The following is a 24,369-nucleotide window of genomic DNA, read 5'->3' on the forward strand; positions in this document are numbered from 1 at the left end:
GCTATCATTGTGCGCCCGGCGCTGTCGGCGACCATCGGCTATGCGCCTTCGTCGATGCGGATCGCATTGTGCTGGCCGAGCGTGGCGAGGAAGGAGTCGACCTCCGCACGACAGGTCGCGGGGTCGACGTCATATTCGGCGACCAGGGCGGCGCACAGTGATTCGACCGTGTGTGGGGTTTCGATCAATTCCCAGATCCGCGCGCCGACCGCCGACAGGCCGATATAATTGCCTTGGGCAGCGCTCATCATTACAAGCTCGTCGCCGACCTTGGCGGCGAGCCAATCGCCGTCGCGATGGATCATCATTCCTTCTCCGTTTGGACGGCCGACCGGCTATAGCCCAGTCGGTCCATCATGATGCCATGATCGCGTTCGATTTGGGCGACCTGATTATGTGAAAGGTCGTCGCGCCATCCTCCGGCGGTCCCGCGGCGGAAAAAGCTGCTGACCTTGCGTGGCGCTTCGCGAAAGCCGCTTTCTGCTTCCTGACGCCGCAACTCGTCGATCGACGCGAATGCGATCGCACGGTCGATCTGCGCCTGGTTGGGTTCGGCGCCGGCAAAGCGAAGCGCGGCGAGTAAGGTCGCCGCGGTATCGGAGAGCATGTCCTCGTAGCGGATCAGATGGATGGGGATGTCATGCTGGTCGAGCCAGCTACGGACAAAACCGCTCCAGCCAAGCAAGCGCTGACGAAATTGGCGGTCGAGTTGGTCCGACGACGAGGCCAAGCAGAAATCGACGTCTCCCATGCGGCTGATCGCCTGGTCGATCGAACAGTGCATGTGGTGAGCGAAGGAGGGGGCGACATCGCGCGGATCGCGGACGAACAAGATCGCACCGGCCCCACCCCGCGCGCCTGCCATGACCGGCTCGCCGTCATCGGTTAGCGTGTAGGCGTCGTGCGTTTTGACGAAGCGCACCGGAAAACACGGCTCGTCGGGGTCGGCCAAGGTTTCGCCCGAAGCGGCATAGGCGTAGGTGGTGGGACGTAGCCGGTCGATCTCGTCGTTCGTCATCAGCGACGAATCGATCAGCGTCTGCTGGTCGAAGGGATTGCGAGCGCTGGCAATTGGATCGGTGCTTTCAATCAGATTGATGTCGACCGGACTATCGCTGTTCGACCACAAATTCGCGACCAGAATGCGGAACCAGGTGTTGCCCGACTTCGGATAGGAAGCCAGCCAGATGGTCGGGATCACGGTGCCTAGTCCCCCAATCCGATATCCGCCCAGTGCGTCCGCAGCATCGCGATCGTCGCCGACATCTCATCGAACTCGAATTGCCGCTTCAGCCGGAAAATGCCCGAGGTCGCGGCGAGGGCAGCGGCGGCGCGGAAATAGATTTCCCGCTGATCCAGCTTATGGACGAGCAACGGTCGATAAGCGTTGGCGACAAGCAATCTGGTCGCATCGACGACATTGGGCCGCTCGATATCGGGCTGCTGCTGCCCGCGTATCTCGAGCAGCGCGTAGACCGCGCCGATCGGCACCGCGGCATCGCTCGCCGTAACGGGCTCGACATAGAATTTGCGCAGTCGATTGCGCATCGGATCGCCGCGCCGATCGTCGAGTCCGAGCTCGTTGATACTCTTTTCCCACAGTCGAAGCTGGCGGCCGTCGGCCTGGATCCGCGGGATGCCGTCATTGCCGACCTCGATCGCGCATTGGTCATCGGCAATGAGCGAATAGCCGTGCTCGCCCAGCGCCGCGGCCAGTGTTGACTTGCCCGCACCGGACTGCCCACAAAACAGCACCGCCTTGCCGCCGACCAGCACTGCGCTGGCATGGAGGACGATATGGTTGCGCTGGTGGAGGAGCACGCCGAACACGCTGCCCGAAAGGAACACCGCCACATCCTGCAATTCGGCATCCTCCTCCGCCTCGAAAGCGATCGAATGCCCGCCCTCCAGCAGGAAGCGCGCGACATGTGGGACATGCATCAGGAAACGCCCGTCGGCGCGCTGCCAGGTCGGACCGATCGCGCTCGCGCCATCGAGTGACCTGGGTACGGCTGCGCGGCGAATCGTCACGTCAGGGGTGCCGTCCGGGTCGCCCGGAATCAGACCGGGAAGGTCCACTTCACTGGCGACTTCGAGGCCCGATACGCGATACGAATACACCCCGACATCCCCCCGGCGATTGCGGTCAGGGCATACGAAGGACCAGGAACCCGTTCAAGTCATTAGCCGCGTGCCGCCAATACCGTAAGCTTACGATGGACCGCGTCGAGGTGCACTGCACTGGCGGCCCGGACGGCGTCCCCCGCCTCGCGACGCTTGTTCTCGGCATCGGGTTCAAAGGCGAAAGACGGAGATTTGGCGTCCCACTGCGATGCCATGCGAGCAGCGGTGAGAGCATCGGCATCGGGCGCGATCCCGAAATGGGGCAGGATTCGCCGTTCGACGGCATGGGGCAGGTCGGCATAATCGACGAACAGCCCCCCACCGATTTCGGCGTGGTCGATCGCCGCCTGGGTCACCCGATTGAGCACGCGGGCGATATAATCCTCTCTCGAGTGGCTGAGCGGATCCGGAATCGCGAAAACCGGATCGAGCTCTGTGCCCGGCACTGTCTGCGATCCGCGGATGCGCATTTGCGATACCATCACCTCGGTGGGATCGCGGAACAGGAAGACCCACGGCGTGTCGGGAAAGGCGGCGCGGAACAGCGGCAGTGCCAGGCTGTGCCAGCTGTCGGTCTTGATGACGTAATGACGGCGATTGCCGAAGCGGTCGCGGCCGAGCGCCGCGGCCATGCCGCGCAACAGCGCGACGCGTTGTTCGAGCGGAGCCTCGGGATGGCTGTGCGTCATTTGCACGATCGCATCCAGCGGCGGGGCCTCTGACACCACGATGCCGTCCGCCATCGCCGCGAGCATCTGCGACACCAGGGTGGAGCCGCAACGCGACATGTGGAAGATCAGGCCATCGGGTGCCGTCGCAGCGTCCGGCGGAGCCAGTTTGCCGAGAATGCCAAGGGGGGTGCAGACTTTGAGCAGCGCGTTGATCGGCCGGCGCTTGGCGCGACGCAGCGAGTCCTCGAAGAATGACTCGTGGAGCGGGGCGTCCCCGAAATGGACCCAGTCGATTGCGAGCTGACCGGGTGCGGGGACCAGTGCGGCGGGTAGCCAGTTGCGGCCGGGCCAATCAGCCGTCGTTATTTGCTGCCCGGTAAAGCGCTCGATTCCCAACGGATCGCGCTTGCTGCCGGCAAGGATCGCCTCGGGCGTGATCGTGATGCCTCTGCCTGCCGCGACGCTGGCAGCTGCCACCGCAAAGGCATCGGCGCCGAGGATCAATGCCAGTCGGTCGGCGAGCGCTTCGTCGGCCAGAATCATCGCTCGGAGGCGGGCTAGGGCGTCGGGATCGGACATCGGGCGCTTGGCAATCGGATGGGAGGAGGAATAGGATCGATACCGGCCGCGCAGGAACACGCGGCCGAGGGGAGCCTTATCCTGACCGAATGGACGCAACAACCGGCCTTGACGCTGCCCGACCGCGCCCGGTTGGCACTGGCGTTCGATCCGGCGCGGTTGCAGGCCGATCTGGCGGCGGTCGAGGCGATGACCTGGACCGACCATTTCGTCCGGCAGAATTACGAGGGCCAATGGGACGTCCTGCCGCTCAGGCATCAGGCAGGGGCAACGCATCCCATCATGCAGGCTTATACCCCGCCCGAGGTGACCGACTTCGTCGATGCCGCCATCCTGGACCGGACGCCCTATTTCCGTGACGTACTGGCAACGATTCCCTGCCCGCTGAAAGCGGTCCGGCTGATGCGCCTCACACCGGGATCGAGGATCAAGGAGCATGCGGACCACGACCTTGCCGCCGATTGGGGCCAGGCACGGTTGCATATCCCGATCACGACCAATGCCGGCGTCACATTCCTGCTCAACCGCGTGCCCGTTGCGATGGCGCCCGGCGAGGCCTGGTATCTGCGTTTGTCCGATCCGCACGCGGTGACCAATGACGGCGAGACCGACCGCGTCCATCTGGTGATCGATTGCGCGACGAACGATTGGCTGATCGAGCAGATCGCGGCGTGACGCGGCACCGCTTCGACCGGCTGCGGCTGATCCAGACACAGATTAACGAGCGGCCGCGGCTGCGCGAATGGCTGACGTGGCTGCGCCACGGCGCGCGCGACGTGGACGTCGTGCTGTTCAAGCGCAAGCTCAGGATCAACGCGTTGCGCGAGAATGGCTATTACCGCGCCGCGCGGCTGGCGCATGCCAACAGCCTGTTACGCGATGAGACATTGGTGATGCAGCGGGTCAGCATGATGCTGGGCGACGGTGTCACCTTTGTCGATGTCGGCGCCAATATCGGCATTTTCTCCGCGGTCATTGCCGATGCGCAGCGACTGTTCCGCGATTTTCGCGTGGTCGCCTTCGAGGCCGACCCTGCAACGTTCGCGCGGCTCGCGGTCAATGCCGAACGCTTCGGGTTCGACGCGGTCAACGTCGCGCTGGCGGCGGAAACGGGCGAGCTCGACTTCGCGACCGGCGCGGTGTCGGGGATCGCGACGCGCCGCGACCGTGCGGGCCGCGCGCATATCGCCGGGCGCGGCTTCGCCGTCGCGGCGCGGCGGCTGGACAGTTTCGATCTGCCGGGCAAGTTGGTGATCAAGATCGACGTCGAGCAAATGGAGTTGGAGGTGCTCGAAGGCGCCCGCGGACTGTTCGTGGCGGGGCGAGTCGCGGCCGTCTATCTCGACGAGTTCGACGACAAAGAGGCGGTGCTCGATTTCCTCTCCGGATATGGATTCGACCTGATGGCACCATCGCGCCTTAACGCGTTCGCCCCCCGCTGCCGCGCGCTGTTCGCCATCCGCCGCGAGGGCTGATCGTCAGACCCCGTGATATTCGCGGTACCATGACACGAAATTGGGTACGCCAACCTCGATCGGCGTCGCCGGGCTGAACCCCAAATCGCGTTCGATCGCGCTGATATCGGCATAGGTGGCGGGGACGTCGCCGGGCTGCATCGGCTGATAGTCGCGGATCGCCTTCACCCCGCAGGCATTCTCGATCAGGTCGATCATCTTGCCGAGCTCTTCGGAGCGATGGTTGCCGATATTGTAGATGGCGTGCGGGGTGCGGCTGCCACCGGCCTTTTCCTCGCCATCGTCCTTGGGCGCCGAATCGAGGCACGACACCACGCCGGTGACGATGTCGTCGATATAGGTGAAGTCGCGGCGCATATCGCCATTGTTGAACACCGGAATCGGGCGGCCTTCGAGGATCGCCTTGGTGAAGATCCACATCGCCATGTCGGGGCGGCCCCAGGGGCCATAGACGGTGAAGAAGCGCAGGCCGGTCTGCGGCAACCGGTAGAGGCTGGCATAGGTCTCGCTCATCAGCTCGTCGGCCTTCTTGGTCGCGGCATAGAGCGACAGCGGATGGTCGACGCGGTCCTCGACCCGGAAGGGGAGTTGGTCGTTGCCGCCATAGACTGACGAGGACGAGGCGTAGACGAGGTGCTGGAGCTTTCGATGCCGCGCGATCTCCATCACGTTGAGATGCCCGACCAGGTTCGACTGGACATAGGCGCGGGGGTTGTCGATTGAATAACGGACGCCCGCTTGTGCGCCCAGGTGGACGATGCGGTCGAACTCCTTGCTCGCCAGCGACGCCTCGAGCGCTTCGTGATCGGCGAAGTCCACCTGGATGAACTCGAATCGGTTGGTATTGAGCCCGTGGATCAGCGCGATGCGGTCACGCTTGAGGTCGACCGAATAATAATCGTTGAGGTTGTCGATGCCGATCACGATGTCGCCGCGGTCGAGCAATCGCCGGATCACCCAACTGCCGATGAATCCGGCCGCGCCGGTCACGAGTACGCGCATCAAATTACTCCTAAAGCGTCCAGCGCGCTGTGCCGGTCATTTCGGGAACGCCATTCTTGATATCGGCGAACAGACCGCCTGGGGCGACCAGTCGAGCCAATCCGCCGTCCATGTCGAGATAGGCCTGATGCGGCACCGCGAGCACGACGAGGTCATAGCTGCGACTCAGCGCGTCGCCGTCGAGCGTGATGCCATATTCGTGCGTCGCCTCGGCGGGGTCGGCCATCGGGTCGTGGACGGTGACGTCATGACCGTGCGCATCGAGCGCAGTCACCAGTTCGGCGACCTTGGAGTTGCGCAGATCGGGGACATTTTCCTTGAAGGTCAGGCCAAGCACCAAGGCCGAACCCGTCTTGCCGGCGCGAGCGTGAATTTGCCCGGCGATCCAGCTCGACATGCCGTCATTGGTGCCGCGCCCCGCCAGGATGACGCGCGGATCGTGGCCGACCTCTTCCGCCAGGTGGCTGAGATAATAGGGGTCGACGCCGATACAGTGACCGCCGACCAGCCCGGGCTGAAAGGGCAGGAAATTCCACTTGGTTTGTGCTGCGGCCAGCACGTCCCATACCGACAGATCGATCGCGCCGAAGATTCGCGCGATCTCGTTCATGAAGGCGATGTTGATGTCGCGCTGCGCGTTCTCGATCGCCTTGGCGGCCTCGGCGGCCTTGATCGACGCGGCGCGGAACACGCCGGCCGAGGTGACCTTGCCGTAGATCGCCTCAAGCCGGTCGGTAGTCGCCTCGTCCTCGCCGGCGATGACCTTGACGATACGGTCGACGGTATGTTCGCGGTCGCCGGGATTGATCCGCTCGGGCGAATAACCGAGCGTGAAGTCGCGGCCGCGCGCGAGGCCGGAGACCTTTTCAATCTCCGGTCCGCAAATCTGTTCGGTGACGCCGGGATAAACAGTGCTCTCGTAAATGATCGTCGGGCGTTCGGCGGCGTCGATCATCCTGGCGACCATCCGCGTCGCGCCCATCACCGCGCCGAGATCGGGACGTTTGTTGGCGTCGATCGGGGTGGGGACGGTGACGATATAGGCGCTCGCCGCGGGGCAGGCCGATGGGTCGGACGTGTAATTGAGGGTTGAGGCGCCGAGCGTGGCCTGGTCGATTTCGCCGGTCCGGTCATGGCCTTGAGTCAGCTCGGCGATGCGGCCGGCGTCGATGTCGACGCCCCAGACTTCGAAATGGCGGGCGAGCGCGATGGCCAAAGGCAGGCCGACATACCCCAGGCCGACGACGACAAGCTTCACACGCGCTCCTTCGTAACGCCGGATCGGATGGGCGCGCCCGGCACCCGCCTCCCCCGGACCACCGGCCCTTAGCGGCGAAGCCGACAACGGCCAAGCTGGCTTGACTCCCGCGTCTCGGCTAGCGACCCGAGGATGATCAAGTCGTTAAGGCCATTGCTTGCTTTTGCCCTGATCGCCGCCGGGCCGTCCGCCGACGACCAGGCGACCCTGGTCGTCCGTGCCTTACTGCAGCAGGACGTAGCGGTGGCGACGATCGGCTATCGGTTGGCGACCGCCAATGTCGATCTGTGCGTCGAGCACATGGTCGAGAGCGGCATGCTGATCGAGACTTTGGGTCAGTATGGCGCGACGTTCCGGCCCGCCGCACGACAGGTGCTGGGGCTGAGCGATGGCCCGACCGTCGCGCTGGTCGTGGCGGGATCACCCGCCGAGCGCGCTGGGCTCAAGCCGGGAGACGTGCTCGTCGATGCCGACGGCGTGCCGTTCGCGGCGGCACCGCCTAGCTCGGCCGACGGGCGATTCGCTGGCGTCGAGGCGGCGATGACCGCGCTCGATACGGCGCTGGCCGACGGCAAAGCGCGGCTGACGATCGTGCGCAATGGGCAGCGGATGACGGTCGACCTGATCGGCGTCGCGGCCTGCAAGGCACGGTTTCAATTGGTGCCGGGCGACTATGCCGATGCCGTGGCGAACGGCACATGGGTGCAATTGTCGACGCGGATGGCGGGGTTCGCAAAGACACCCGACGAACTGGCTGCGATCCTCGCGCATGAACTCGCACACAACGCCCTCGGACATCGCAAGGCCAAGGCGAAAGTCCAGCGTTTGCAAGAGCTTCAGGCCGACCGGCTGATGCCCTATCTAATGGCGCGGGCGGGGTTCGATCCCGGTGCGGCTGTCGTGCTGTGGCGACGATTTCAGGCGCAGCGGCTGGGCGGCTTGTTTCCGAGTGTGACGCACCCTTCATGGTCGGACCGCGTGCGCGCAGTCGAAATCGAACGCGCGCGGATCACCGGCCTGGTGTCCCGAGGCGATACGATCGTTCCACCGGACGATTTGAAGTCGCGATGAATGTTGCGCCAGATCAATAGACTCGGGCCGCTGTCTGGGTGTAACGCGCTGTAACAACCGTGCCGCAGCGACTTTAAGGGGAATTTGGTCACATGCTGATGAGCCGGGCCAAGGCAGCGACGCGCCCGCGATCGAGCATCTTCGAGTCCTTCCGCGTCGAAGCTTTCGCGGTGCTGGTGCTCGCCGTGCTCGTGCCCAGCATGCTGATCAGCCGTCCGATCCTGCTCGACAATCCCAATGCGGCAACGCTGGTGGGGGGAGTCGACAATGTCATTCTCGGCGCGGCGATCGGCGCCATCCTCGGGCTGTTCCTGTTGCGTCGGGTGACCGCGTTCCCCGGGTCACGCGTGTTCAGCTATATCATTCCGACTTATGCGACGTCGTATGGGCTGGTGTTCGCGGCCTTCTTCTTTCTCCGACTCGACTATAGCCGCGCCTACCTAGGTACTTCCGCCGCGCTGGCGGCGGTAACCTCCTACACGATCCATTTCTATCTGCTGCGCGCCACGACCAAACCCTTTTACATCGTCCCGTTCGGCAAGACCTCGGCGCTGACCGAATTGCCCAATGTCGAATGGATTCCGCTGACCGAGCCGGTCATGCCGCCGGGGCGCGAGACGGTGATCGTCGCCGATCTGCGGTACGACCATGACGACGATTGGGAACGCATGCTCGCCGAGGCCGCGGTCAACGGCCATCCTGTCTATCACGTCAAGCAGATCCGCGAATCACTGACCGGGCGCGTATCGATCGAGCATCTGTCGGAAAACAGCTTCGGGTCGCTGCTCCCCAATCTCGCCTATCGCAAGATGAAGCGGGGTTTCGATCTGTTGCTGACGCTCGTCGCCCTCCCGGTCCTGATCGTGCCGATGCTGTTGATCGCGTTGCTGGTGAAGATCGACTCGAAGGGGCCGGTGCTCTTCAAACAGGAACGAATGGGCTATCGTGGCCGGCCGTTCATGGTGTGGAAGTTCCGCACGATGCGTGAATGCACGCCCGAGGAAGCGGCGCGCGACGGCTTCATCACCACCGATGACGATCAGCGCGTGACCCGCCTGGGTCGCTTCCTGCGCCGGACGCGGATCGACGAGCTGCCGCAGATGTGGAACATCATCAAGGGCGAGATGAGCTGGATCGGCCCGCGCCCCGAAGCCGTAGCGCTATCGACCTGGTACGAGCAGGAAATCCCGTTCTATTCATATCGCCACATCGTGCGGCCGGGGATCAGCGGCTGGGCGCAGGTCAACCAGGGGCATGTCGCCGACCTTGCCTCGGTCCATTACAAGCTCAATTACGACTTCTTCTACATCAAGCATTTTTCGGGCTGGCTCGACCTGCTGATCCTGTTGAAGACGGTCGGGACCGTGGTCAGCGGGTTCGGGGCGAAATAGCCGCCGCTAGCGAGTACAGACCCTAGGCCGGCCAGAGCCCGCGCGTGTCGTAGATCGCCTTGCCTGCCCGCCGGCTGGCGGCGACCCCACGGAATTCATGATGATCGACCAGCACGACGAGCACCTCGCAGTCGTCGAGTGCCTGGTCGAGCGTCACCTTGGTCGCACCGGTGCCGTCGAACGCCGGCGGCAGTGCGTCGACATGCGGCTCGACGACGCGGACGCGGTCGCCATATTTCTTTGCCAGTTCGATCGCGATTTCGAGCGCGGGGCTTTCGCGCAGATCGTCGATATTGGCTTTGAACGACAGGCCTAGACACGCGATCGCGGCGTCCGGGTGCGCGTCCGCGAGTGCCGTCGTGCGCGCGAAGACGTAATGCGCCTTGCCGTCATTGACCTCGCGCGCGGTGCGGATCAGCCGAGCATTCTCAGGGTCGCTATCGACGATGAACCAGGGATCGACCGCGATGCAATGCCCGCCGACACCGGGGCCGGGCTGGAGGATGTTGACGCGGGGATGGCGATTGGCCAGCCGGATGACTTCCCAGACGTCGAGGTTGAGCGTGTCGCAGACGATCGACAATTCGTTGGCGAACGCGATGTTGACGTCGCGGAACGAGTTTTCGACCAATTTGCACATTTCGGCGGCGCGCGCGGTGGTCGCGATACACTCGCCGGCGACGAAGCCCTTGTAGAAGTCCACCGCGCGTTCGGCACAAATGGCGCTGAGGCCGCCGATCGACCGGTCGTTGCTGACCAATTCCTCGAGGATCTTTCCGGGTAGCACGCGTTCAGGGCAATAAGCGACGCAGACGTCGGTCGCTGCATCGCCACCGTCGGGGAAGCTGAGATCGGGGCGCGCTTCCTTGAGCACGTCGCGCACCGCCTCGGTGGTGCCGACCGGGCACGTCGATTCGACGATCACCAGGCTGCCCTTGCGCACTGCCGGGGCGATCGAGCGCGTTGCGGCGAGCACATATTTGATGTCGGGCGCATGATGATCGGTGAACGGCGTCGGCACTGCGATCACGAACACGTCGCTGGGTTCTGGCGCGAGCGCCGCGCGCAGCGAGCCGCTGGCGACCATCTCGTGCACCAAAGATTCTAGATTGGCTTCCTCGATATGGATGCGGCCGGCATTGATCGTCTCGACGACATGCGGGCTGATATCGATGCCGAGCACCGACGCGCCGCTGCGCGCGATCACCGCGGCAGTGGGCAGGCCGATATAGCCGAGACCGACGACGCAGACTGTCGCCACGTCAGGCGGCCGAATCGAGGATGATGCGGGCGATCCGCTCGCTGCTTTTGCCATCCCCGAACGGGTTGTGGGCGCGGGCCATTGCTTCATAGGCGGCCTTATCGTCCAAAAGGCGTGAAGCTTCGGTAACGATGACTTCCTCATCATTGCCGACCAATTTGGCGGTGCCGGCGGCGACACCTTCCGGCCGCTCGGTCGTCTCGCGCATCACCAGCACCGGCTTCGCGAGCGCCGGCGCTTCTTCCTGTACGCCCCCGCTGTCGGTCATCACGAAATGGCACAGCGACAGCAGGCGGACGAAATTGGGATAATCGAGCGGGTCGATCATCGCCACGTTGTCGATGCCTCCAAGCACCTCGGCCATCGGTGCGCGGACATTGGGATTGGGATGGACCGGGAAGATCACCGCGACGTCCGGGCGATCGGCGATTCGGCGGACCGCCTGGGCCACCGATTTCAGCCCATCGCCGAAATTTTCCCGTCGGTGTGTCGTTACGGCAACTATGCGTTTGCCGGCAAAGCGCGCGGCGATCGGCGCGATCGTCGAAGCAAGCGCGGGATCCGAATCGACTCGCGCGCGCGTCTCGATCAATGCGTCGATCACGGTGTTGCCGGTGACATGGATCCGCTCGGCCGGAACATTTTCGGCGAGCAAGGCGTCGCGTGAGGTTTCGGTGGGCGCAAAATGCAGGTCGGCGATCGCGCCTACGACCTTGCGATTCACCTCTTCGGGCCAGGGGTGATAGATGTTGCCGCTGCGCAAGCCGGCCTCGACATGGCCGACCGGGATCTTGCGATAATAAGCGGTCAGCGCGCCGATCATTGCTGTCGCGGTGTCGCCCTGGACGATGACGCGGTCGGGCCGGTCGGCGTCCATGACCTTGCCCAGCTCGGTCAGCAGTCGCGCGCTGAGCGTGTCGAGCGACTGGTTGGGCAGCATCAGGTCGAGATCGTGTTCGGGCGTAATGCGCGCTATCTCAAGGACCTGGTCGAGCATCTCGCGGTGCTGTCCGGTGACGCACACGCGCACCTCGGCATCGGTGCGGCGAAGCGCATGGACCAAGGGAAAGAGCTTGATCGCTTCGGGGCGCGTCCCGAAGACCACTAGGATACGGGGACGAGCGGCAGAAGGCATGAACGCCCTTTCCCGGATTGGGTGACGCCAGACAAGCCCCATTCGTTTGGTGTGCCTATGGCGCCACAGTGATACGGATCATCAAGAGGAAGCGGCGATCCGTCCCGATTGCGCCAAAAAATCCTGGCCTATCGTCATCAAAATTTAACCGTTCGGGGTGAAGGCGGTGCATAGAAGCCACAGTCGGATAAAAAGGCTTTCGCAACGCAACGAATCCCGCCTATCGACGTTTGCGGAGTGTTGGCGGTGAGGCCGAATTGGGGCTGGGAACGATCCCGGAACGATCGGCACTATGGTTGACAGTTGGCGCGTTTGTGTGGCAAGCGCGTTGAGAAATTGGAACAGATAACCAAGGGAGTTTGCTAATGGTGCTGTTTAAGTCCGCTGTTGCGGCGCTCGCGTCGGTGGCGCTCGCGGCGACCCCGGCGCTGGCTCAGGCTGCGCCCGCCAAGGGTACGGTCATGGCCAAGGTCAGCACCGTGCGCGCTGGCGCCGATGCCAAGGATGCCAATCACCTCAATGGCAGCGGCACCATCGTTGCGGTCCTCGCGGTGATTGCCATCATCGGCGGCATCGTTGCCGCCACCTCGGGTAGCTCGAAGCCGAAGAGCCCGTGATCGGTTTCTAACCGGATATTGCGGGGCGCGGAGTTTTTCGGACTTCGCGCCCTTCTTATTTGTGCTGAACTTCCCGGACGGCGGTGCGCCGAGCCGGGTTTTTTAGTGCGCTGAGCCGACCATCGCGTGGTGCATCCAGGGTCCTGCCACGCTAGGCCCATACCGACACGTGCCCGAAGGACCCGGGCGATTGCCAAGGAAGCGACAGTGGCCGACGGATCCGAAACCGCCATCAGCTGGCACGATTCGATCGCGCCTGCATTTCGCGACGGGTATGTCCGGTCGCGCGGCTTTCGCGATCGCCTGCGCGCCTGGGGCACGCTCATTGAACGTTATGCCCGGCCAGGCGACCAAGTGGTCGATGCGGGGTGCGGGGCCGGCACCTTGTCGTTCGAGGCGGCTAGGATCGCCGCTTATGTCGACGGCATCGATGGCGCGGAACGGATGATCGACCTGGCGCGCGCTGGTGCCGACGAGCGGGGGATTACGAATGTGTCGTTCCAGGTGGCGTTGTTCGAAACATTGTCCGATCGCGCGGGGCGATATGATTTGGCATTGTGTTCCAGCGTGCTCGAATATCTCCCCGACCTCGCGACCGAGATAGCTCGACTGGCGGCCTTGCTCCGCCCGGGCGGTCGACTGATCTTGTCGCTGCCCAACGGACGGTCGCACTATCGCCGATTCGAAGCGCTTGCCTGGCGACTGACCGGGCGGCCGCGTTACTATCGGCATGTCCGCCATGTTCCGGCCTCGACCGAGGTCCGCGAGATCCTGCGAGGCCTCGGCCTTAATGTGCTGGAGACGGTCTATTACGCCGATCCGCCATTGCCGCGTTTCGTCAACCGTCTGGCCGGCGGTCCACGCTATCGCAAGACCATGTTCGCGATGGTCGCAGCGCGCGATTGATCGACCGGGTTAAACCTCGGGACGAACGGATATTCAGCGCAGCCGCGTGATGTCGAGCCCGTCGATATAAAGCGCGAGCGTGTCGAACGTCGTGTCGCGTGCGGTCCCCGTCAACGCCAGCTGTTGCTGGTCGCATTTCGACGGCACATCGAATTCGACCGCATAACGGCCGAGTTGGCCGGGCACTGGATTGACCGGCGCGGTAGCGAGCACCCCTGTTGCGCCCTTGGTCATGCAGACGATCGACCAGCGAAAGACCCCCGCGTCGATCGCGTCCTCGGCATAGGCACGCCCCACGAATCGATAGCGACCGGCCGGGAGCACCAGTTCCTGGTTGGCGAAGACCGTCTCGCGCTCGCCCGAATAGGAGACATACAGCGCGCTGCCCATACCCGCCGGGCCGGTGCTCCGCTCCGCGTAGACGCCGTCGGCGGGGTAAAGCCGCCATCCGAACGGCGGCGACGCATCGAGCCCGGTAAAGTCCCCTTCGCGCAGCAAGCCCTTACCCGCCGATTGCGCGCTGGGTGGCAGCAAAGCGACCCATTGCGCGAACAGCTGGGTCGGCGACAGGCGATCGGCCATCTTGATGAAATAGGGATCGAGCTCTTCCTTGGCGGCCGGCGAGCCGATCGCCTTCAGTCGGGTCAACAGCGCCAAGGTCGCATCGGGATAGGGATTGTCGCTGCCGAGCCGGGTGAGGAACGTACTCCTCCAATAGGGCCGCGTGGCGAGCACCCTTGCCAGTGGATCGATGATCCTGGGGTCGCGGGTCAGCGCGATCAACGCGGGAAGGATGACCGGCCAGTTCTGGTCGTCCTGGCGGAGCAGGATGTCCGCTTCGGTCACGGCCGGCGCGACCTGGTTCGTGCGGAACCGATAGTCAAGCAGCCAGGCATGAGTCAGGTAATCGCGCAACGACAGCCGCGCGGCGATGTCGAGCAGCTTGGCCGCGCCTTTCTCATCGTCGTTCGACGCGGCGATGATGCCGATGTTGCGGAGTGCCACGACCTCATAGGGCGAATGTTCGAGGAGCCTCTTGCTGTCGGCGGCGAGCTTTGCTGCCGGCGCACCGAGTTCGACCGTCTTCAGCCGTTCATTGGCATCCGTGCTGAGCGCGTTGGTATTGGTCGGATCGATGCGGAGCGCGAGTCGGGCGGTAGTCGGCGTGGCGAGCAGGAACGCCAGCCCCGACCGCAGCGTGAAGACGCCGGCGACGAGCGCGAGCGTCAGCACGACGACCCGAACGGTCACCGTGCCACGGCGCAGGGCGATCATTGCCATTACGCGCCCGCCTCGGGGCTCAGCCCGTCACGCGTTTCATGAAGCCGATCCGCTTGTCGCCATAATCGTAATTATAGCCGTAATCGTAGCCGATCTTCTTGGCGTCGAACTTGGTCAGCACCGCGCCGAGGATATTGGCATGGACGTCGGCAAGGCGGCGCAGCGACACGCGTGCGGTCCGAGTATGGGTGTTGCGCGCGGCGATCACGAACATTGTCGCTTCGGCATAGCTCGCGATCAGCGGCGCGTCGGCGAGGCCGAGCACCGGCGGGCCGTCGACGACGATATGGTCATAGCCCTCTTTGAGCAGTCGATCGAAGGTCTGCGACAGGTTGGAGCCCGCCAGCAATTCGGCCGGGTTGGGCGGGATCGGCCCCGAGCTCATGATCCACAGGCGATCGACTGGGCCCTTGCGGATATAAGTGTCGATGTCGGTCGCACCGGCAAGGATGTTGGTGAGCCCGCCCGTATTGGCGAAGCCCATCATCTTGTGCACCGACGGGTTGCGCAAATCGGCGTCGATCAGGATCGTCTTCTTGCCGAGCGACGCGAAGTTGCGCGCCACCGCCATCGCCGTGGTCGACTTGCCTTCGGACGGCCGCGAACTCGTCACGAACAGGACGCGCGGCGCACCCTTGCTGGTGGTGAGCCGGAGCGCTGTCTGGAGTGAAAGATAGGCTTCGGCGAGTGGCGTCTTGCTATCCTCGAGCAGGTCGATCGAGACGTCGGAATCGGGCACGCGTGGTACGCTGCCCAACAGCGGCACGCCCAGCTTCCGTTCGAGATCGTGCGGCGCGATGATCGACTCGTCGAGCTGTTCGAGGATGAACGCGACCGCGCCACCGACCAGCGTGCCGAGCAACAGCCCGAGCAGGAGATTCATCGAGGTGCGCGGCGTTACCGGGCTGCCCGACGGGAGCGCGGTGTCGACCACCGAAACGTTGTTGGTCCCGACGCCGCCGGCGATGCCGATCTCCTTGTAGCGCTGGAGCAGCGCGTCATAGAGCGCGCGGTTGGTGTCGGCGTCGCGCTGCAGCGTGTTGTACTGGACGGTACGGCCGCGCAGGTCGATCACATTGGTCTTGAGCTTGTCGACTTGTCCTTGAAGTTCGCCCTGGCGCTGGGCCGCCGCCTGATAAGCGGCGCGGAGTGAATCGAGCACCACCGCACCCTGCTTGCCGAGCTGCCTGTCGAGTTCGCTGATCTGCTGGCGAAGCGCGACCATCTGCGGATAGTCCGAGCGGAATTGCGCCGACAGGCGCTGATATTCGGCCTGCAACTGCGAGCGCTGGCTGCGCAGTGCGGCGACGGTGCCGTCTTGCAAGCTCTCGGGCGCGTTCAACCCCTGGCTGCGCGCGGCTTGCTGATAGTGCGATTCGGCTTGAGCGCGATCGATCTTGGCGGCGTTGAGCGCGTCGTTAAGCGCGCGCAGGTCGGTCGATTCGACCGACGCACCGTTCGATGCGTCCTGATCCTTGCCCGACGTGCCGTTCTCGTAGTTGATGATCCGCTGCTGGCCGGCATAAGCGACCAGCGCGCGTTCGGACGCCTCGAGCTTCTGGCGGGTGTTTTCGATCTGCTGCTGCAGGAACTGGCGCGCATAAGCGGTCGCCTGGAACCGGCGATTGAGATTGGATGCGATGAAGTTCTTGGCGATCGAATTGACGATCGTGGCCGACAACGCCGGATCCGGACTATCGAAGCTAAGTTGGACCAGGCTCGAGCCGCGGACCGGTTCGACCGTCAAATGTCCCATCAGCAGTCGAGCGGCAGTCAATTCGCGACGTTTGCGATCGCCACCAAGTGCATCGGCCGGCGCTTTCTTGCCGGTATAGCCGTAGAGGAAGGTCGGGTTGTCGGCGAGGCGCAGCGACGCAACCGTCTGTTCGGCCAGAGCGCGGCTGCGCAGCAGGCCATATTGCGTCTGGTAGAATTCCTGGGCAGCCGCCGCTTGGCGAGGTTGGGCATCGTCGGTATTGACTACCCGTGCCGCCTCGCGCGCAATCTCCATCGACCCAGTCGAGCGATACAGTTTTACCGTCGTCGCGTTGACGAACACCGCCGCCAGCACGCCCGCGGCGATGATCGCCAGGACGATCCAGCGCTGCCGAATCAGTATCTGAAGATACTGGGTCAGCGGGCTTTCCGCGTCCTGCTGCTGCAGGAAATGTTCGAGCGCCAGCCGCGAATCGGGGCCGCGGTCCGCCGCGGGGCCGCCGAGATCGAGCGGAAGGGTATTGGTTGCCAAGGGAAAGCCTTATCTTGTGATCTGATAGAAGATGCCGAGGACCGGCGCGACGGAGATGATGTCCTTGAACAGCGCACGCCCAGCGTTGTTGCCGATCACGATCACGTCGTTGCCGTAGATTTCGGGATCGACCGTGCGTGCGCCACGGATATCCTTGATATTGAACCGGGCGACCATCTTCTGCCCGTTGATTGTGCGGAATACTACCGCCTCGCTCAGCCGCGCATAGTCGGACGGGCCACCAGCGGCTGCGAGCATGCGCAGCAGGGTGGTGCGGCCGACGACCGCATATTGGCCGGGCTTCATCACACTGCCTTCGACCGTGACCATCGCGCTCACCGCTTCGGTCACGCTGACCGATACCTGCGGATTGCGGACGTAGCGCTGGTCGAGCGCGGCCGCGATCTTGGACGACAGTGAATTGGGCGTCTCGCCAATCGCCTTGACCTGGCCGATCAGCGGCATGGCGAGATTGCCCGCGCCGTCGACCTGGCCGTTCGTCGTCAAATCCGGCACGCCGAACACCGTGACGGTCAGCTTGTCGAGCGGGCCGATGCGGTAATCGGCCTGGTCGCGCGTCATATCCTCGACCGACGGGACGGGCAGCGTCGTCTGGGGAGTAGCCGCGGTTGCCACGTCGGGCTTGTAATTGGGGCCTGCGCATGCGCCCAGGCCAGCCGCGAGCGCGCACGCTACGATAAGCTTACGAGTAATGTTCGCCTCCCTGCGCCGCGAGTCCGCGGTCGATTGCCCTGACGGGTACCACATCCTGATTTTGCCCATATACCCCAAAAGCGTCCTCGCCCAAATCGCTGCGCGATCTTGAGCGGCTCGCACCGGCTTCCTCCGGGACGGTCAGGAACGCGGCGAGAAAACCGAATATGCAGGCGATCGTTCCCGTCCGCATCGGATAATCGCCCATGCCGTGCGCCATGATCATCGTCATGAACAGCGCCGCCGTCGCTTGTTGCCGCCGCATGCGCGAGGAATCGTCGCCACGATACCAGATGCGCACGACGCGGATCACGAACCAGACGAGGAACGCCAGGATCAACAGCATCCCGACCAGGCCGCCTTCGATCGCGACCTGCAAGTAATCCTGGTGCGCCTGGTTCCAATAGCCGAAGCTCAGCTCGCTGGCCCGTTCATAGCTCTTGTACACCGGCTCGAAGCTGCCCAGGCCGGAACCGAATGGAAAGAAATCGTGCGCGACATGGGCAAACTTCGGCAAAAGCCCGATCCGTTCGTGCGTGCCGTCGTCGATCTGAAAACGATCCGACAAGACGCGGCCGCTGAGCACCAGGCCCAGGCCGCCGGCGAGCGCCAACGTCACGACGGCGGAGCCACCCAGCACGTAGCTGCGCTTCAGGCCGATCCGTTCGAGCGGGAGCATCGCCAGCCCGCCGAGCAGGCCGGCCACGGAAAAGATCGCTCCCGCGCGCGAACTTGTTCCGGCGATGCCGAACAGCAATACGCCGATCGCCAGTCCGCAGACGACCGCCGCCGGGGCCGGGATGCGACCGCTTACCGTCATCGCGTCGGCCAGCCAGGCAAGCGCGATGACGATAGCGCCCGCCAGAAACAGCGCCAGATGGTTGGCGTTGGAAAAGAAGCCGACGCTCGAATCGTCGTTGGTCACATGATAGAAATAGGCCGGGCTGTCGGCCCCCATCGTCAGCTGGATGAGCCCGAGGGTCGCGCTGGCGAGCGCGAGCAGCAGCATCGCTCGCAACACCACGACACGGCCGGCATAATCGAGATGCTTGCCGAGCAGCCAGGCGGCCAGCGGCACGACCAGTGCGAGCAGAAAGTCGAGTGTACGGCTGGGCGACAGGCTGATCGGCAGCCATGGCTTGTCGCCCAGCGCGGTATAGACCTGTTGTGCGAGCCCGCGGCCTGGCAGCGCGGTCCAAACCGACCATGGGAGCGGAATGAGCTGGACCAGCGGCAACGCGAACAGCGCCGCCCAGAAGAACAACGCACCGCGTTCGACGCGAAGCGGCGAGCGATTGCGCGGCCAGAACAGGTAGACGATCGCTGCCAGTGCCGCGAGGCGGGGCAGGATCGTCGTCCCGACCTCGTAGCGCGTCGCTCCGCCAAACAGGACAGCGACGCCAAGCAGCGCGAGTGCCGCGTAGAGCGTCTGCGGCCGGTTGGTGCTGAACGGATTGGGCAAACTTCCTCCGGCTCGGTCGGTCTGTCGTTGCCGCGGCGATGCCCGCGAAGCCGAGGCCCTAGCGACTGCTATGCGCGCTGCCAAGCTTGATGCCACGCCTGGCTGGGGGTTGCTTTTGATCGTGCGCCGGTTACCCGGGCTCCCGACCCGTCGATCGGCGGCGTCGACGTAGAAGAGGGACCAGGAGTTGAACGGCAAAAAGGCGGTCATCACCGGGATCACCGGCCAGGACGGCGCGTATCTGGCGGAGCTCCTGCTCGCCAAGGGATATGAGGTGCACGGCCTGCGCCGCCGCGCCTCGTCGTTCAACACGTCGCGGATCGACCATCTTTATGACGACCCGCATGTCGAGGGTGTGCGGCTGTTCCTGCATTATTCGGACATGACCGACGCGACCAATATCGGCCGCGTCATTGCCGAGATCCAGCCCGACGAGGTCTACAACCTGGCCGCGCAAAGCCATGTCGCGGTGAGCTTCGAGACACCCGAATATACCGCCAATGCCGATGGCGTCGGCGTGGCGCGCGTGCTCGAGGCGATCAGGGTGGCCGGGCTGACCGACAAGACGCGCTTCTACCAGGCGTCCACCTCGGAACTGTTCGGCAAGGTGGGCGAAGTGCCGCAGACCGAAAACACGCCTTTCTATCCGCGCAGTCCATATGCGGTGGCCAAGCTCTACGGCTATTGGATCACGGTCAATTATCGCGAGGCGTACGGGATGCACGCCTCGAACGGCATTCTGTTCAACCATGAGAGTCCGCTGCGCGGCGAGACCTTCGTCACGCGCAAGATCACGCGAGCGGTCGCGGCGATCCGTCACGGGCACCAGGACACGCTGTATTTGGGCAACCTCGATGCCCAGCGCGATTGGGGCCATGCCCGAGACTATGTCGAGGGGATGTGGCGCATCCTACAGCAACCCCAAGGCGATGACTATGTGCTCGCCACCGGGGAAACCCACAGCGTGCGCAGCTTTGTCGAACGCTCCTTCGCGGTGGCCGGCATCACTATCGCCTGGGAAGGCGAAGGGATCGACGAGATCGGCCGTTGTACCGAAAGTGGCCGTATATTGGTGCGGATCGACCCGCGCTATTTCAGGCCGACGGAGGTGGATCTGTTGATCGGCGATGCATCGAAGGCCAAGCGCGTGCTCGGCTGGACGCCGACTACCTCGATCGATGCGCTGATCACCGAAATGGTCGAGGCGGACCTGCGTCAGGCCGCGGGGCAGAGCAACCGAGGCGGCGCCTGATGACGGCCACGCCGCGCGGGCGGCGGGTGCTGATGCTCCTGACCGACGCGTGGGGCGGGCATGGCGGCATTGCGCTCTACAATCGCGATGTGATCGAGGCGATGTGTCTCGACCCGACGATCGATCAGGTGGTGGCGTTGCCGCGCGTCGCGACATTGCCGCTGGCTGGCGATCTGCCCGCCAAGCTCGATTTCGACCTGTCCGCGCTGGGCGGGTTCGGGGCCTATGTTCGGGCAGTGATGCGGGCAATGCGGCGCGGGCGCTATGACCTAGTCTATTGCGCGCACCTCAACCTGTTGCCGCTGGCGCGCGCGGTCGCGACGTTGCTCGGAAAGCCGCTCGTTCTCGCGATCTACGGCATCGACGCGTGGGAACCGAGTACGCGCGCCTTGTCGCGGCGGCTGGCGCGATCGGCCGATCACGTCATGTCGATCAGCCAGGTGACGCTCGACCGGTTCCACTCCTGGGCGCCGTATCCCGACGCAACGACCACGTTGATGCCCAACGCGATTCACCTCGACGAGTTCGCGCTGGGACCGAAGAACCCCGATCTTGAGGCGCGCTATGGCCTCCAGGGCCGCAAGGTGCTGATGACCTTCGGGCGGTTGGCGGGCAGCGAGCGTTACAAGGGGTTCGACGCCGTGCTCGACGCGCTTCCCGCGATCATCGAACAACGGCCGGACGTCAGCTATGTGATCGCCGGCGACGGCAACGATCGTGCGCGGCTGGAGGACAGGGTGCGCGACATGGGTCTGACCGACCATGTCGTCTTCACCGGCATGGTGCCCGAAGCGGAGAAGGCCGATCATTACCGGCTTGCCGACGTCTATGTCATGCCGAGCCGCGGCGAAGGGTTTGGCTTCGTCCTGCTCGAAGCCATGGCGTGCGGAATCCCGTCGATCGGCAGCACGCGCGACGGCACGCGCGAGGCGATGCGCGAGGGACTGCTCGGGCCGATCGTCGACCCGCTCGACCAGCAGGCGGTGGTCGATGCGGTGATCGCCAGCCTGGAGCGGCCGCGCGCCATTCCCGAAGGGCTCGATTATTTCGCCTTCCCGGCCTTCGCGCGGCGGCTCGCGGCGATGACCGGCACGCTGATGGCGCGAGCATGACGGCGCGGTCGGCGCTGATCTGGGGCGTCGGGGGGCAGGACGGCGCCTATCTGGCGCGGTTGCTGCTCGACAAGGATTATCGCGTGCACGGGACCAGTCGCGGCGGCGCGATACCGGACAATCTTGCGCGGCTGGGAATCGCCGACAAGATCAGGCTTCATCGGGCCGATCCGTCCGACAGCGCCACGGTCACCGAGGTCATCGCCGCGGCGGCGCCTGACGAGATCTATTATCTTGCTGGACAAAGCTCGGTCGGACGGTCGTTCGCCGAGCCGGAGGCGACGTTCGCGGGGGCGGCGTCCGGATTGCTCAATGTCCTGGAAGCGGCGCGGCGCGAGGCGCCGGATGCCGCGTTGCTCAACGCCGCGTCGGGCGATTGCTTCGGCGAAACCGTCGAGCCGGCGACCGAGGGATCGCGCTTTCGCCCGCGCAGCCCCTATGCCGTTGCCAAGTGCAGCGCGCATCTGCTGATCGGGGCCAATCGCATCGCCTATCGGCAGCGCGCCTGCTCGGCTTTCCTTTTCTCGCACGAATCGCCGCTCCGGCCCGACAGCTTCGTCATCGGCAAGTTGATGGCGGCGATCCGCCGCTTCGCCGCGGGCAATCGCACGCCGCTCGAATTGGGCGATCTCAGCGTGGTGCGCGACTGGGGCTGGGCGCCCGACTATGCCGCGGCGATGTGGGCGATGCTCCAGCGCGAAACGCCCGAGGATCTTATCATCGCCACCGGTAGCAGCATGCGGTTGGAGGATTTCGTTGCCGCCGCCTTCACCGCGATCGGCCTCGATTGGCGCGACCATGTGACGAGCGTACCCGGTCTGCGTCGTCCCGCCGACATCGCCGAGCAGTACGCCGACCCGTCACGCGCCGCCGAACTGATCGGCTGGCGCGCGAGCGTTGTCGGCGAGGAGCTGGTGAAGCGCCTGGTAGCCGAAGCTATTTCGCCATCCGCGTGAGCATGTCGGCGGTGTAGATACCGCCCTTGGTCGAGGCCATTTCGACCAGCAGCCGGAATTTGATGCTCAGCCGGATCATCTGCCACAGGACAAAGCGGATCATGCTGACGACGCCGTGTGGGCGGGGTCCGCATTCGCGGAAATCGAAGCGCTTGAACCCGCACAATAAGCCGATCTGGCGGAAAGCCGAGGGGGTGTAGGCGATCTCGTGGGTGATATCCCAATAGCGCGTCATCGACCCGAACGGCGATCCGGCATTGGGCGTCATCGCGACGAGATAGCCGCTCGGCTTGAGCACCCGCGCCGCTTCTTCAAGCACGGTGGCCAGCGTCTGCTTGTCGATATGTTCGAGGATATTGAGCGCCATGATGCGGTCGACGCTATTGTCGGCCAGCCCCTTGAGGCCCGAGACGAGATCGGTGTCGAGAAAGGTCGCATCCGGCACGCGCTCGCGCGCCAGCGCATTCTCGCTGCCCGACAGATTGATGCCGGTCGCGCTCGCCGCCCCGCGGGACAGCGCGAAAAGACAACCTTCGCCCATACCTGAGCCGAGATCGACCATCACCTCGCCCGGTTGCGCGCCCCAATCGCCCAGCAGGCGGCCGAGCGTCGCCACGGCATTGGCCTTCATTTCCTCGGTGAAGGCAGTGCGCGACGAAGTCGTCTCGAAATATTGGTCGATCACGCGTTCCTGCGTGGTCGGCACGGCGGCGTCGGTCATCCAATCAATCTCCTCATCGCGGCCTCGACCATGGCAGCCTGTTCGGGCCAGGTGAAGAAGCGTTCGGGCATCCGGGGGTCGGGGGTGAAGCGTTCGGCCGCGGTCAGCGCCGCGACGAGCGCGGCAGGATCGGTCGGCACGGCAAGCGGGGCGTGAAGCCGTTCCGCCTCGGCGACGCTTTCCGGCAACTCGCCGCCATAAGCGATCACCGGGCGGCGGCAGGCGAGCAGTTCGAAGAGCTTGTGATGAAAGGTGCGGCCGAGGAACACATAGATATTGGCGAGCGCGTGCTGGCATAGCCGGGCCATCTCGTCGGGCGAGACGTAGCCGGGAATCTCGATCGGCACGCCGCGGTCGTTCGCCAGCCAGTCGCCCTGCTTGCCGAGATGGACGATGCTGACCGGTGGTCGCCCGCTCGCGGCGTTGAAATCCCCGACCGCCCTGACGATCGCGTCGACCAGGTCGCGATGATAAAGGCTGCCGACCAGGGTCACATATCGCCGTGCGGGCTCGGGTGAGGGATGGGGCTCGAAGAAGCAGCTATCGACGCCGCTATAGATCACTTCGGCGGTGTCCCCGAGCCAGCGCCGCGCGGCATCGGCATGGAGCATCGAATTGGCCTGGAGCGCAGCATAGCCGCGCAGCCGCCAGGCGAGCGGCAAGCGCACGGCGCCGGGCACATAGATTTCGGGATTGTCCTTGTCGTCGAAAATCCACGGGAAATGCTGCTCGCGCGCCAGCGTCCGCAGCGCGGTCACCGTTTCGAGCGAGCCGAACGTCGCCCAACCGACCTGCGGCTGGAACTTGGCGACAAGCGCGCGACCACGGGCGACAAGGTTGCGCTGGAAACCGGTGCGGCGGCCGCCATAGCGCAGTAAATTGGCGAACGTGGCGATCGCGTTGCCGCCCGCAGGCGGCGGATCGTCCGCCTCGACGATCAGCGGACGCGACCAGTCATGCGAGGCGATCGGGGCAGGGTCTTTCGCCGCCAGGCCCGGCAGCGGCGGGCAGATCAGGACGCAGCGATGCCCCTTCCGCGCCAACTCGGCGGCGAACCGTCCTGCACGCACGCCCGAAATGTGCGGCGCCGCGGGGTGCGTCCCGTTGATCAGCAGGATGTCCATCGCGCGCGT

23 protein-coding genes are annotated in these 24,369 nt (G+C 64.5%); 9 read left to right on the forward strand and 14 right to left on the reverse strand.

Going from position 1 to position 24,369, the window contains the following annotated elements; genetic code table 11:
• Positions 1 to 38: 38 nt before the first annotated feature.
• The 4 genes from AC1DSD_RS01685 to AC1DSD_RS01700 all read right to left on the reverse strand — a co-directional run bounded on the left by AC1DSD_RS01685 (position 39) and on the right by AC1DSD_RS01700 (position 3,338).
• Positions 39 to 305: a PqqD family peptide modification chaperone gene (locus AC1DSD_RS01685; protein WP_478027959.1), complete on the reverse strand. Its 267-nt coding sequence runs from the start codon at positions 303 to 305 to the stop codon at positions 39 to 41.
• The gene (locus tag AC1DSD_RS01690; RefSeq protein WP_478027960.1) at positions 305 to 1,201 is read right to left on the reverse strand and encodes a sulfotransferase domain-containing protein; all 897 of its coding nucleotides are present in this window, start codon (positions 1,199 to 1,201) and stop codon (positions 305 to 307) included. Before AC1DSD_RS01690 ends, AC1DSD_RS01685 begins: the two co-directional genes overlap by 1 nt.
• Before the next feature lie 5 nt (positions 1,202 to 1,206).
• A complete protein-coding gene (locus AC1DSD_RS01695; RefSeq protein WP_478027962.1) occupies positions 1,207 to 2,121 on the reverse strand; it encodes an HPr kinase/phosphorylase in 915 nt (304 codons plus the stop codon).
• 62 nt (positions 2,122 to 2,183) lie between these two features.
• The gene (locus tag AC1DSD_RS01700) at positions 2,184 to 3,338 is read right to left on the reverse strand and encodes a sulfotransferase (protein ID WP_478027964.1); all 1,155 of its coding nucleotides are present in this window, start codon (positions 3,336 to 3,338) and stop codon (positions 2,184 to 2,186) included.
• A 54-nt stretch (positions 3,339 to 3,392) separates the two neighbouring features.
• On the opposite strand from AC1DSD_RS01700, the gene AC1DSD_RS01705 reads away from it, so the two are divergent.
• Positions 3,393 to 4,049, forward strand: a complete 657-nt coding sequence (locus AC1DSD_RS01705) for an aspartyl/asparaginyl beta-hydroxylase domain-containing protein (RefSeq protein WP_478027965.1) — start codon at positions 3,393 to 3,395, stop codon at positions 4,047 to 4,049.
• Entirely contained in the window at positions 4,046 to 4,849 is an 804-nt protein-coding gene (locus tag AC1DSD_RS01710) for an FkbM family methyltransferase (protein ID WP_478027967.1), read from the forward strand. The genes AC1DSD_RS01705 and AC1DSD_RS01710 overlap by 4 nt, the downstream gene beginning before the upstream one ends.
• 3 nt (positions 4,850 to 4,852) lie before the next feature.
• Here AC1DSD_RS01710 and AC1DSD_RS01715 read toward each other — a convergent pair whose 3' ends face one another.
• Together AC1DSD_RS01715 and AC1DSD_RS01720 are read right to left on the reverse strand one after the other, a co-directional pair.
• Complete coding sequence (locus tag AC1DSD_RS01715; RefSeq protein ID WP_478027968.1) at positions 4,853 to 5,851, reverse strand: NAD-dependent epimerase/dehydratase family protein; 999 nt, start codon at positions 5,849 to 5,851, stop codon at positions 4,853 to 4,855.
• Positions 5,852 to 5,861: 10 nt separating this feature from the next.
• On the reverse strand, positions 5,862 to 7,109 hold the full coding sequence (locus AC1DSD_RS01720; protein ID WP_478027970.1) for a nucleotide sugar dehydrogenase: 1,248 nt from the start codon (positions 7,107 to 7,109) through the stop codon (positions 5,862 to 5,864).
• Between the two features lie 132 nt (positions 7,110 to 7,241).
• Between AC1DSD_RS01720 and AC1DSD_RS01725 the strand changes: the two genes are divergently transcribed.
• Both AC1DSD_RS01725 and AC1DSD_RS01730 read left to right on the forward strand, forming a co-directional pair.
• Positions 7,242 to 8,180, forward strand: a complete 939-nt coding sequence (locus AC1DSD_RS01725; protein ID WP_478027971.1) for a M48 family metalloprotease — start codon at positions 7,242 to 7,244, stop codon at positions 8,178 to 8,180.
• 92 nt (positions 8,181 to 8,272) lie between these two features.
• Positions 8,273 to 9,571 (forward strand): sugar transferase, encoded by a 1,299-nt coding sequence (locus AC1DSD_RS01730; RefSeq protein ID WP_478027972.1) that lies wholly within the window; start codon positions 8,273 to 8,275, stop codon positions 9,569 to 9,571.
• Positions 9,572 to 9,593: 22 nt separating this feature from the next.
• On the opposite strand, the gene wecC is transcribed toward AC1DSD_RS01730, so the two are convergent.
• Complete coding sequence (wecC, locus tag AC1DSD_RS01735; protein ID WP_478028251.1) at positions 9,594 to 10,847, reverse strand: UDP-N-acetyl-D-mannosamine dehydrogenase; 1,254 nt, start codon at positions 10,845 to 10,847, stop codon at positions 9,594 to 9,596.
• Positions 10,834 to 11,967, reverse strand: a complete 1,134-nt coding sequence (gene wecB / locus AC1DSD_RS01740) for a non-hydrolyzing UDP-N-acetylglucosamine 2-epimerase (protein WP_478027974.1) — start codon at positions 11,965 to 11,967, stop codon at positions 10,834 to 10,836. The genes wecC and wecB overlap by 14 nt, the downstream gene beginning before the upstream one ends.
• A 365-nt stretch (positions 11,968 to 12,332) precedes the next feature.
• Here wecB and AC1DSD_RS01745 point away from each other — a divergent pair, with 365 nt between their 5' ends.
• Together AC1DSD_RS01745 and AC1DSD_RS01750 are read left to right on the forward strand one after the other, a co-directional pair.
• Entirely contained in the window at positions 12,333 to 12,584 is a 252-nt protein-coding gene (locus AC1DSD_RS01745) for a hypothetical protein (protein ID WP_478027976.1), read from the forward strand.
• A 207-nt stretch (positions 12,585 to 12,791) separates the two neighbouring features.
• The gene (locus AC1DSD_RS01750) at positions 12,792 to 13,490 is read left to right on the forward strand and encodes a class I SAM-dependent methyltransferase (protein ID WP_478027978.1); all 699 of its coding nucleotides are present in this window, start codon (positions 12,792 to 12,794) and stop codon (positions 13,488 to 13,490) included.
• 33 nt (positions 13,491 to 13,523) lie between these two features.
• Here the strand turns inward: AC1DSD_RS01750 and AC1DSD_RS01755 are convergent, their stop codons facing one another.
• The 4 genes from AC1DSD_RS01755 to AC1DSD_RS01770 all read right to left on the reverse strand — a co-directional run bounded on the left by AC1DSD_RS01755 (position 13,524) and on the right by AC1DSD_RS01770 (position 19,195).
• Positions 13,524 to 14,771: a hypothetical protein gene (locus tag AC1DSD_RS01755; protein WP_478027980.1), complete on the reverse strand. Its 1,248-nt coding sequence runs from the start codon at positions 14,769 to 14,771 to the stop codon at positions 13,524 to 13,526.
• Positions 14,772 to 14,790: 19 nt separating this feature from the next.
• Positions 14,791 to 17,019 (reverse strand): GumC family protein, encoded by a 2,229-nt coding sequence (locus AC1DSD_RS01760; RefSeq protein ID WP_478027981.1) that lies wholly within the window; start codon positions 17,017 to 17,019, stop codon positions 14,791 to 14,793.
• Between the two features lie 9 nt (positions 17,020 to 17,028).
• Positions 17,029 to 17,655, reverse strand: a complete 627-nt coding sequence (locus AC1DSD_RS01765) for a polysaccharide biosynthesis/export family protein (RefSeq protein WP_478027983.1) — start codon at positions 17,653 to 17,655, stop codon at positions 17,029 to 17,031.
• A gap of 67 nt (positions 17,656 to 17,722) precedes the next feature.
• Complete coding sequence (locus AC1DSD_RS01770) at positions 17,723 to 19,195, reverse strand: O-antigen ligase family protein (protein ID WP_478027985.1); 1,473 nt, start codon at positions 19,193 to 19,195, stop codon at positions 17,723 to 17,725.
• A gap of 187 nt (positions 19,196 to 19,382) precedes the next feature.
• Here AC1DSD_RS01770 and gmd point away from each other — a divergent pair, with 187 nt between their 5' ends.
• From gmd to AC1DSD_RS01785, 3 genes are read left to right on the forward strand one after another with little or no spacing between them, the layout of a single operon-like run.
• The gene (gmd, locus tag AC1DSD_RS01775; protein ID WP_478027986.1) at positions 19,383 to 20,447 is read left to right on the forward strand and encodes a GDP-mannose 4,6-dehydratase; all 1,065 of its coding nucleotides are present in this window, start codon (positions 19,383 to 19,385) and stop codon (positions 20,445 to 20,447) included.
• A complete protein-coding gene (locus AC1DSD_RS01780) occupies positions 20,447 to 21,559 on the forward strand; it encodes a glycosyltransferase family 4 protein (RefSeq protein ID WP_478027987.1) in 1,113 nt (370 codons plus the stop codon). The genes gmd and AC1DSD_RS01780 overlap by 1 nt, the downstream gene beginning before the upstream one ends.
• Positions 21,556 to 22,515, forward strand: coding sequence for a GDP-mannose 4,6-dehydratase (locus AC1DSD_RS01785; RefSeq protein WP_478027989.1), 960 nt, complete (start codon positions 21,556 to 21,558; stop codon positions 22,513 to 22,515). The genes AC1DSD_RS01780 and AC1DSD_RS01785 overlap by 4 nt, the downstream gene beginning before the upstream one ends.
• Here the strand turns inward: AC1DSD_RS01785 and AC1DSD_RS01790 are convergent.
• On the reverse strand, positions 22,496 to 23,236 hold the full coding sequence (locus AC1DSD_RS01790; RefSeq protein ID WP_478027990.1) for a class I SAM-dependent methyltransferase: 741 nt from the start codon (positions 23,234 to 23,236) through the stop codon (positions 22,496 to 22,498). The two genes, AC1DSD_RS01785 and AC1DSD_RS01790, sit on opposite strands and share 20 nt — an antisense overlap.
• Positions 23,233 to 24,360 (reverse strand): glycosyltransferase, encoded by a 1,128-nt coding sequence (locus tag AC1DSD_RS01795; RefSeq protein WP_478027991.1) that lies wholly within the window; start codon positions 24,358 to 24,360, stop codon positions 23,233 to 23,235. The genes AC1DSD_RS01790 and AC1DSD_RS01795 overlap by 4 nt, the downstream gene beginning before the upstream one ends.
• Positions 24,361 to 24,369 lie beyond the last annotated feature (9 nt).

This window comes from Sphingomonas sp. P4_D12, from assembly GCF_056401895.1.

Excerpts from the sequence above, each read along its gene's own strand:
- AC1DSD_RS01685 (WP_478027959.1), bottom strand. The coding sequence starts at position 305 with ATGATCCATCGCGACGGCGATTGGCTCGCCGCCAAGGTCGGCGACGAG.
- AC1DSD_RS01780 (WP_478027987.1), top strand. The coding sequence starts at position 20,447 with ATGACGGCCACGCCGCGCGGGCGGCGGGTGCTGATGCTCCTGACCGAC.
- AC1DSD_RS01790 (WP_478027990.1), bottom strand. The coding sequence starts at position 23,236 with ATGACCGACGCCGCCGTGCCGACCACGCAGGAACGCGTGATCGACCAA.
- AC1DSD_RS01700 (WP_478027964.1), bottom strand. The coding sequence starts at position 3,338 with ATGATTCTGGCCGACGAAGCGCTCGCCGACCGACTGGCATTGATCCTC.
- AC1DSD_RS01795 (WP_478027991.1), bottom strand. The coding sequence starts at position 24,360 with ATGGACATCCTGCTGATCAACGGGACGCACCCCGCGGCGCCGCACATT.
- AC1DSD_RS01715 (WP_478027968.1), bottom strand. The coding sequence starts at position 5,851 with ATGCGCGTACTCGTGACCGGCGCGGCCGGATTCATCGGCAGTTGGGTG.
- AC1DSD_RS01730 (WP_478027972.1), top strand. The coding sequence starts at position 8,273 with ATGCTGATGAGCCGGGCCAAGGCAGCGACGCGCCCGCGATCGAGCATC.
- AC1DSD_RS01755 (WP_478027980.1), bottom strand. The coding sequence starts at position 14,771 with ATGGCAATGATCGCCCTGCGCCGTGGCACGGTGACCGTTCGGGTCGTC.
- AC1DSD_RS01705 (WP_478027965.1), top strand. The coding sequence starts at position 3,393 with ATGGGAGGAGGAATAGGATCGATACCGGCCGCGCAGGAACACGCGGCC.
- AC1DSD_RS01785 (WP_478027989.1), top strand. The coding sequence starts at position 21,556 with ATGACGGCGCGGTCGGCGCTGATCTGGGGCGTCGGGGGGCAGGACGGC.
- AC1DSD_RS01745 (WP_478027976.1), top strand. The coding sequence starts at position 12,333 with ATGGTGCTGTTTAAGTCCGCTGTTGCGGCGCTCGCGTCGGTGGCGCTC.
- wecB (WP_478027974.1), bottom strand. The coding sequence starts at position 11,967 with ATGCCTTCTGCCGCTCGTCCCCGTATCCTAGTGGTCTTCGGGACGCGC.
- AC1DSD_RS01725 (WP_478027971.1), top strand. The coding sequence starts at position 7,242 with ATGATCAAGTCGTTAAGGCCATTGCTTGCTTTTGCCCTGATCGCCGCC.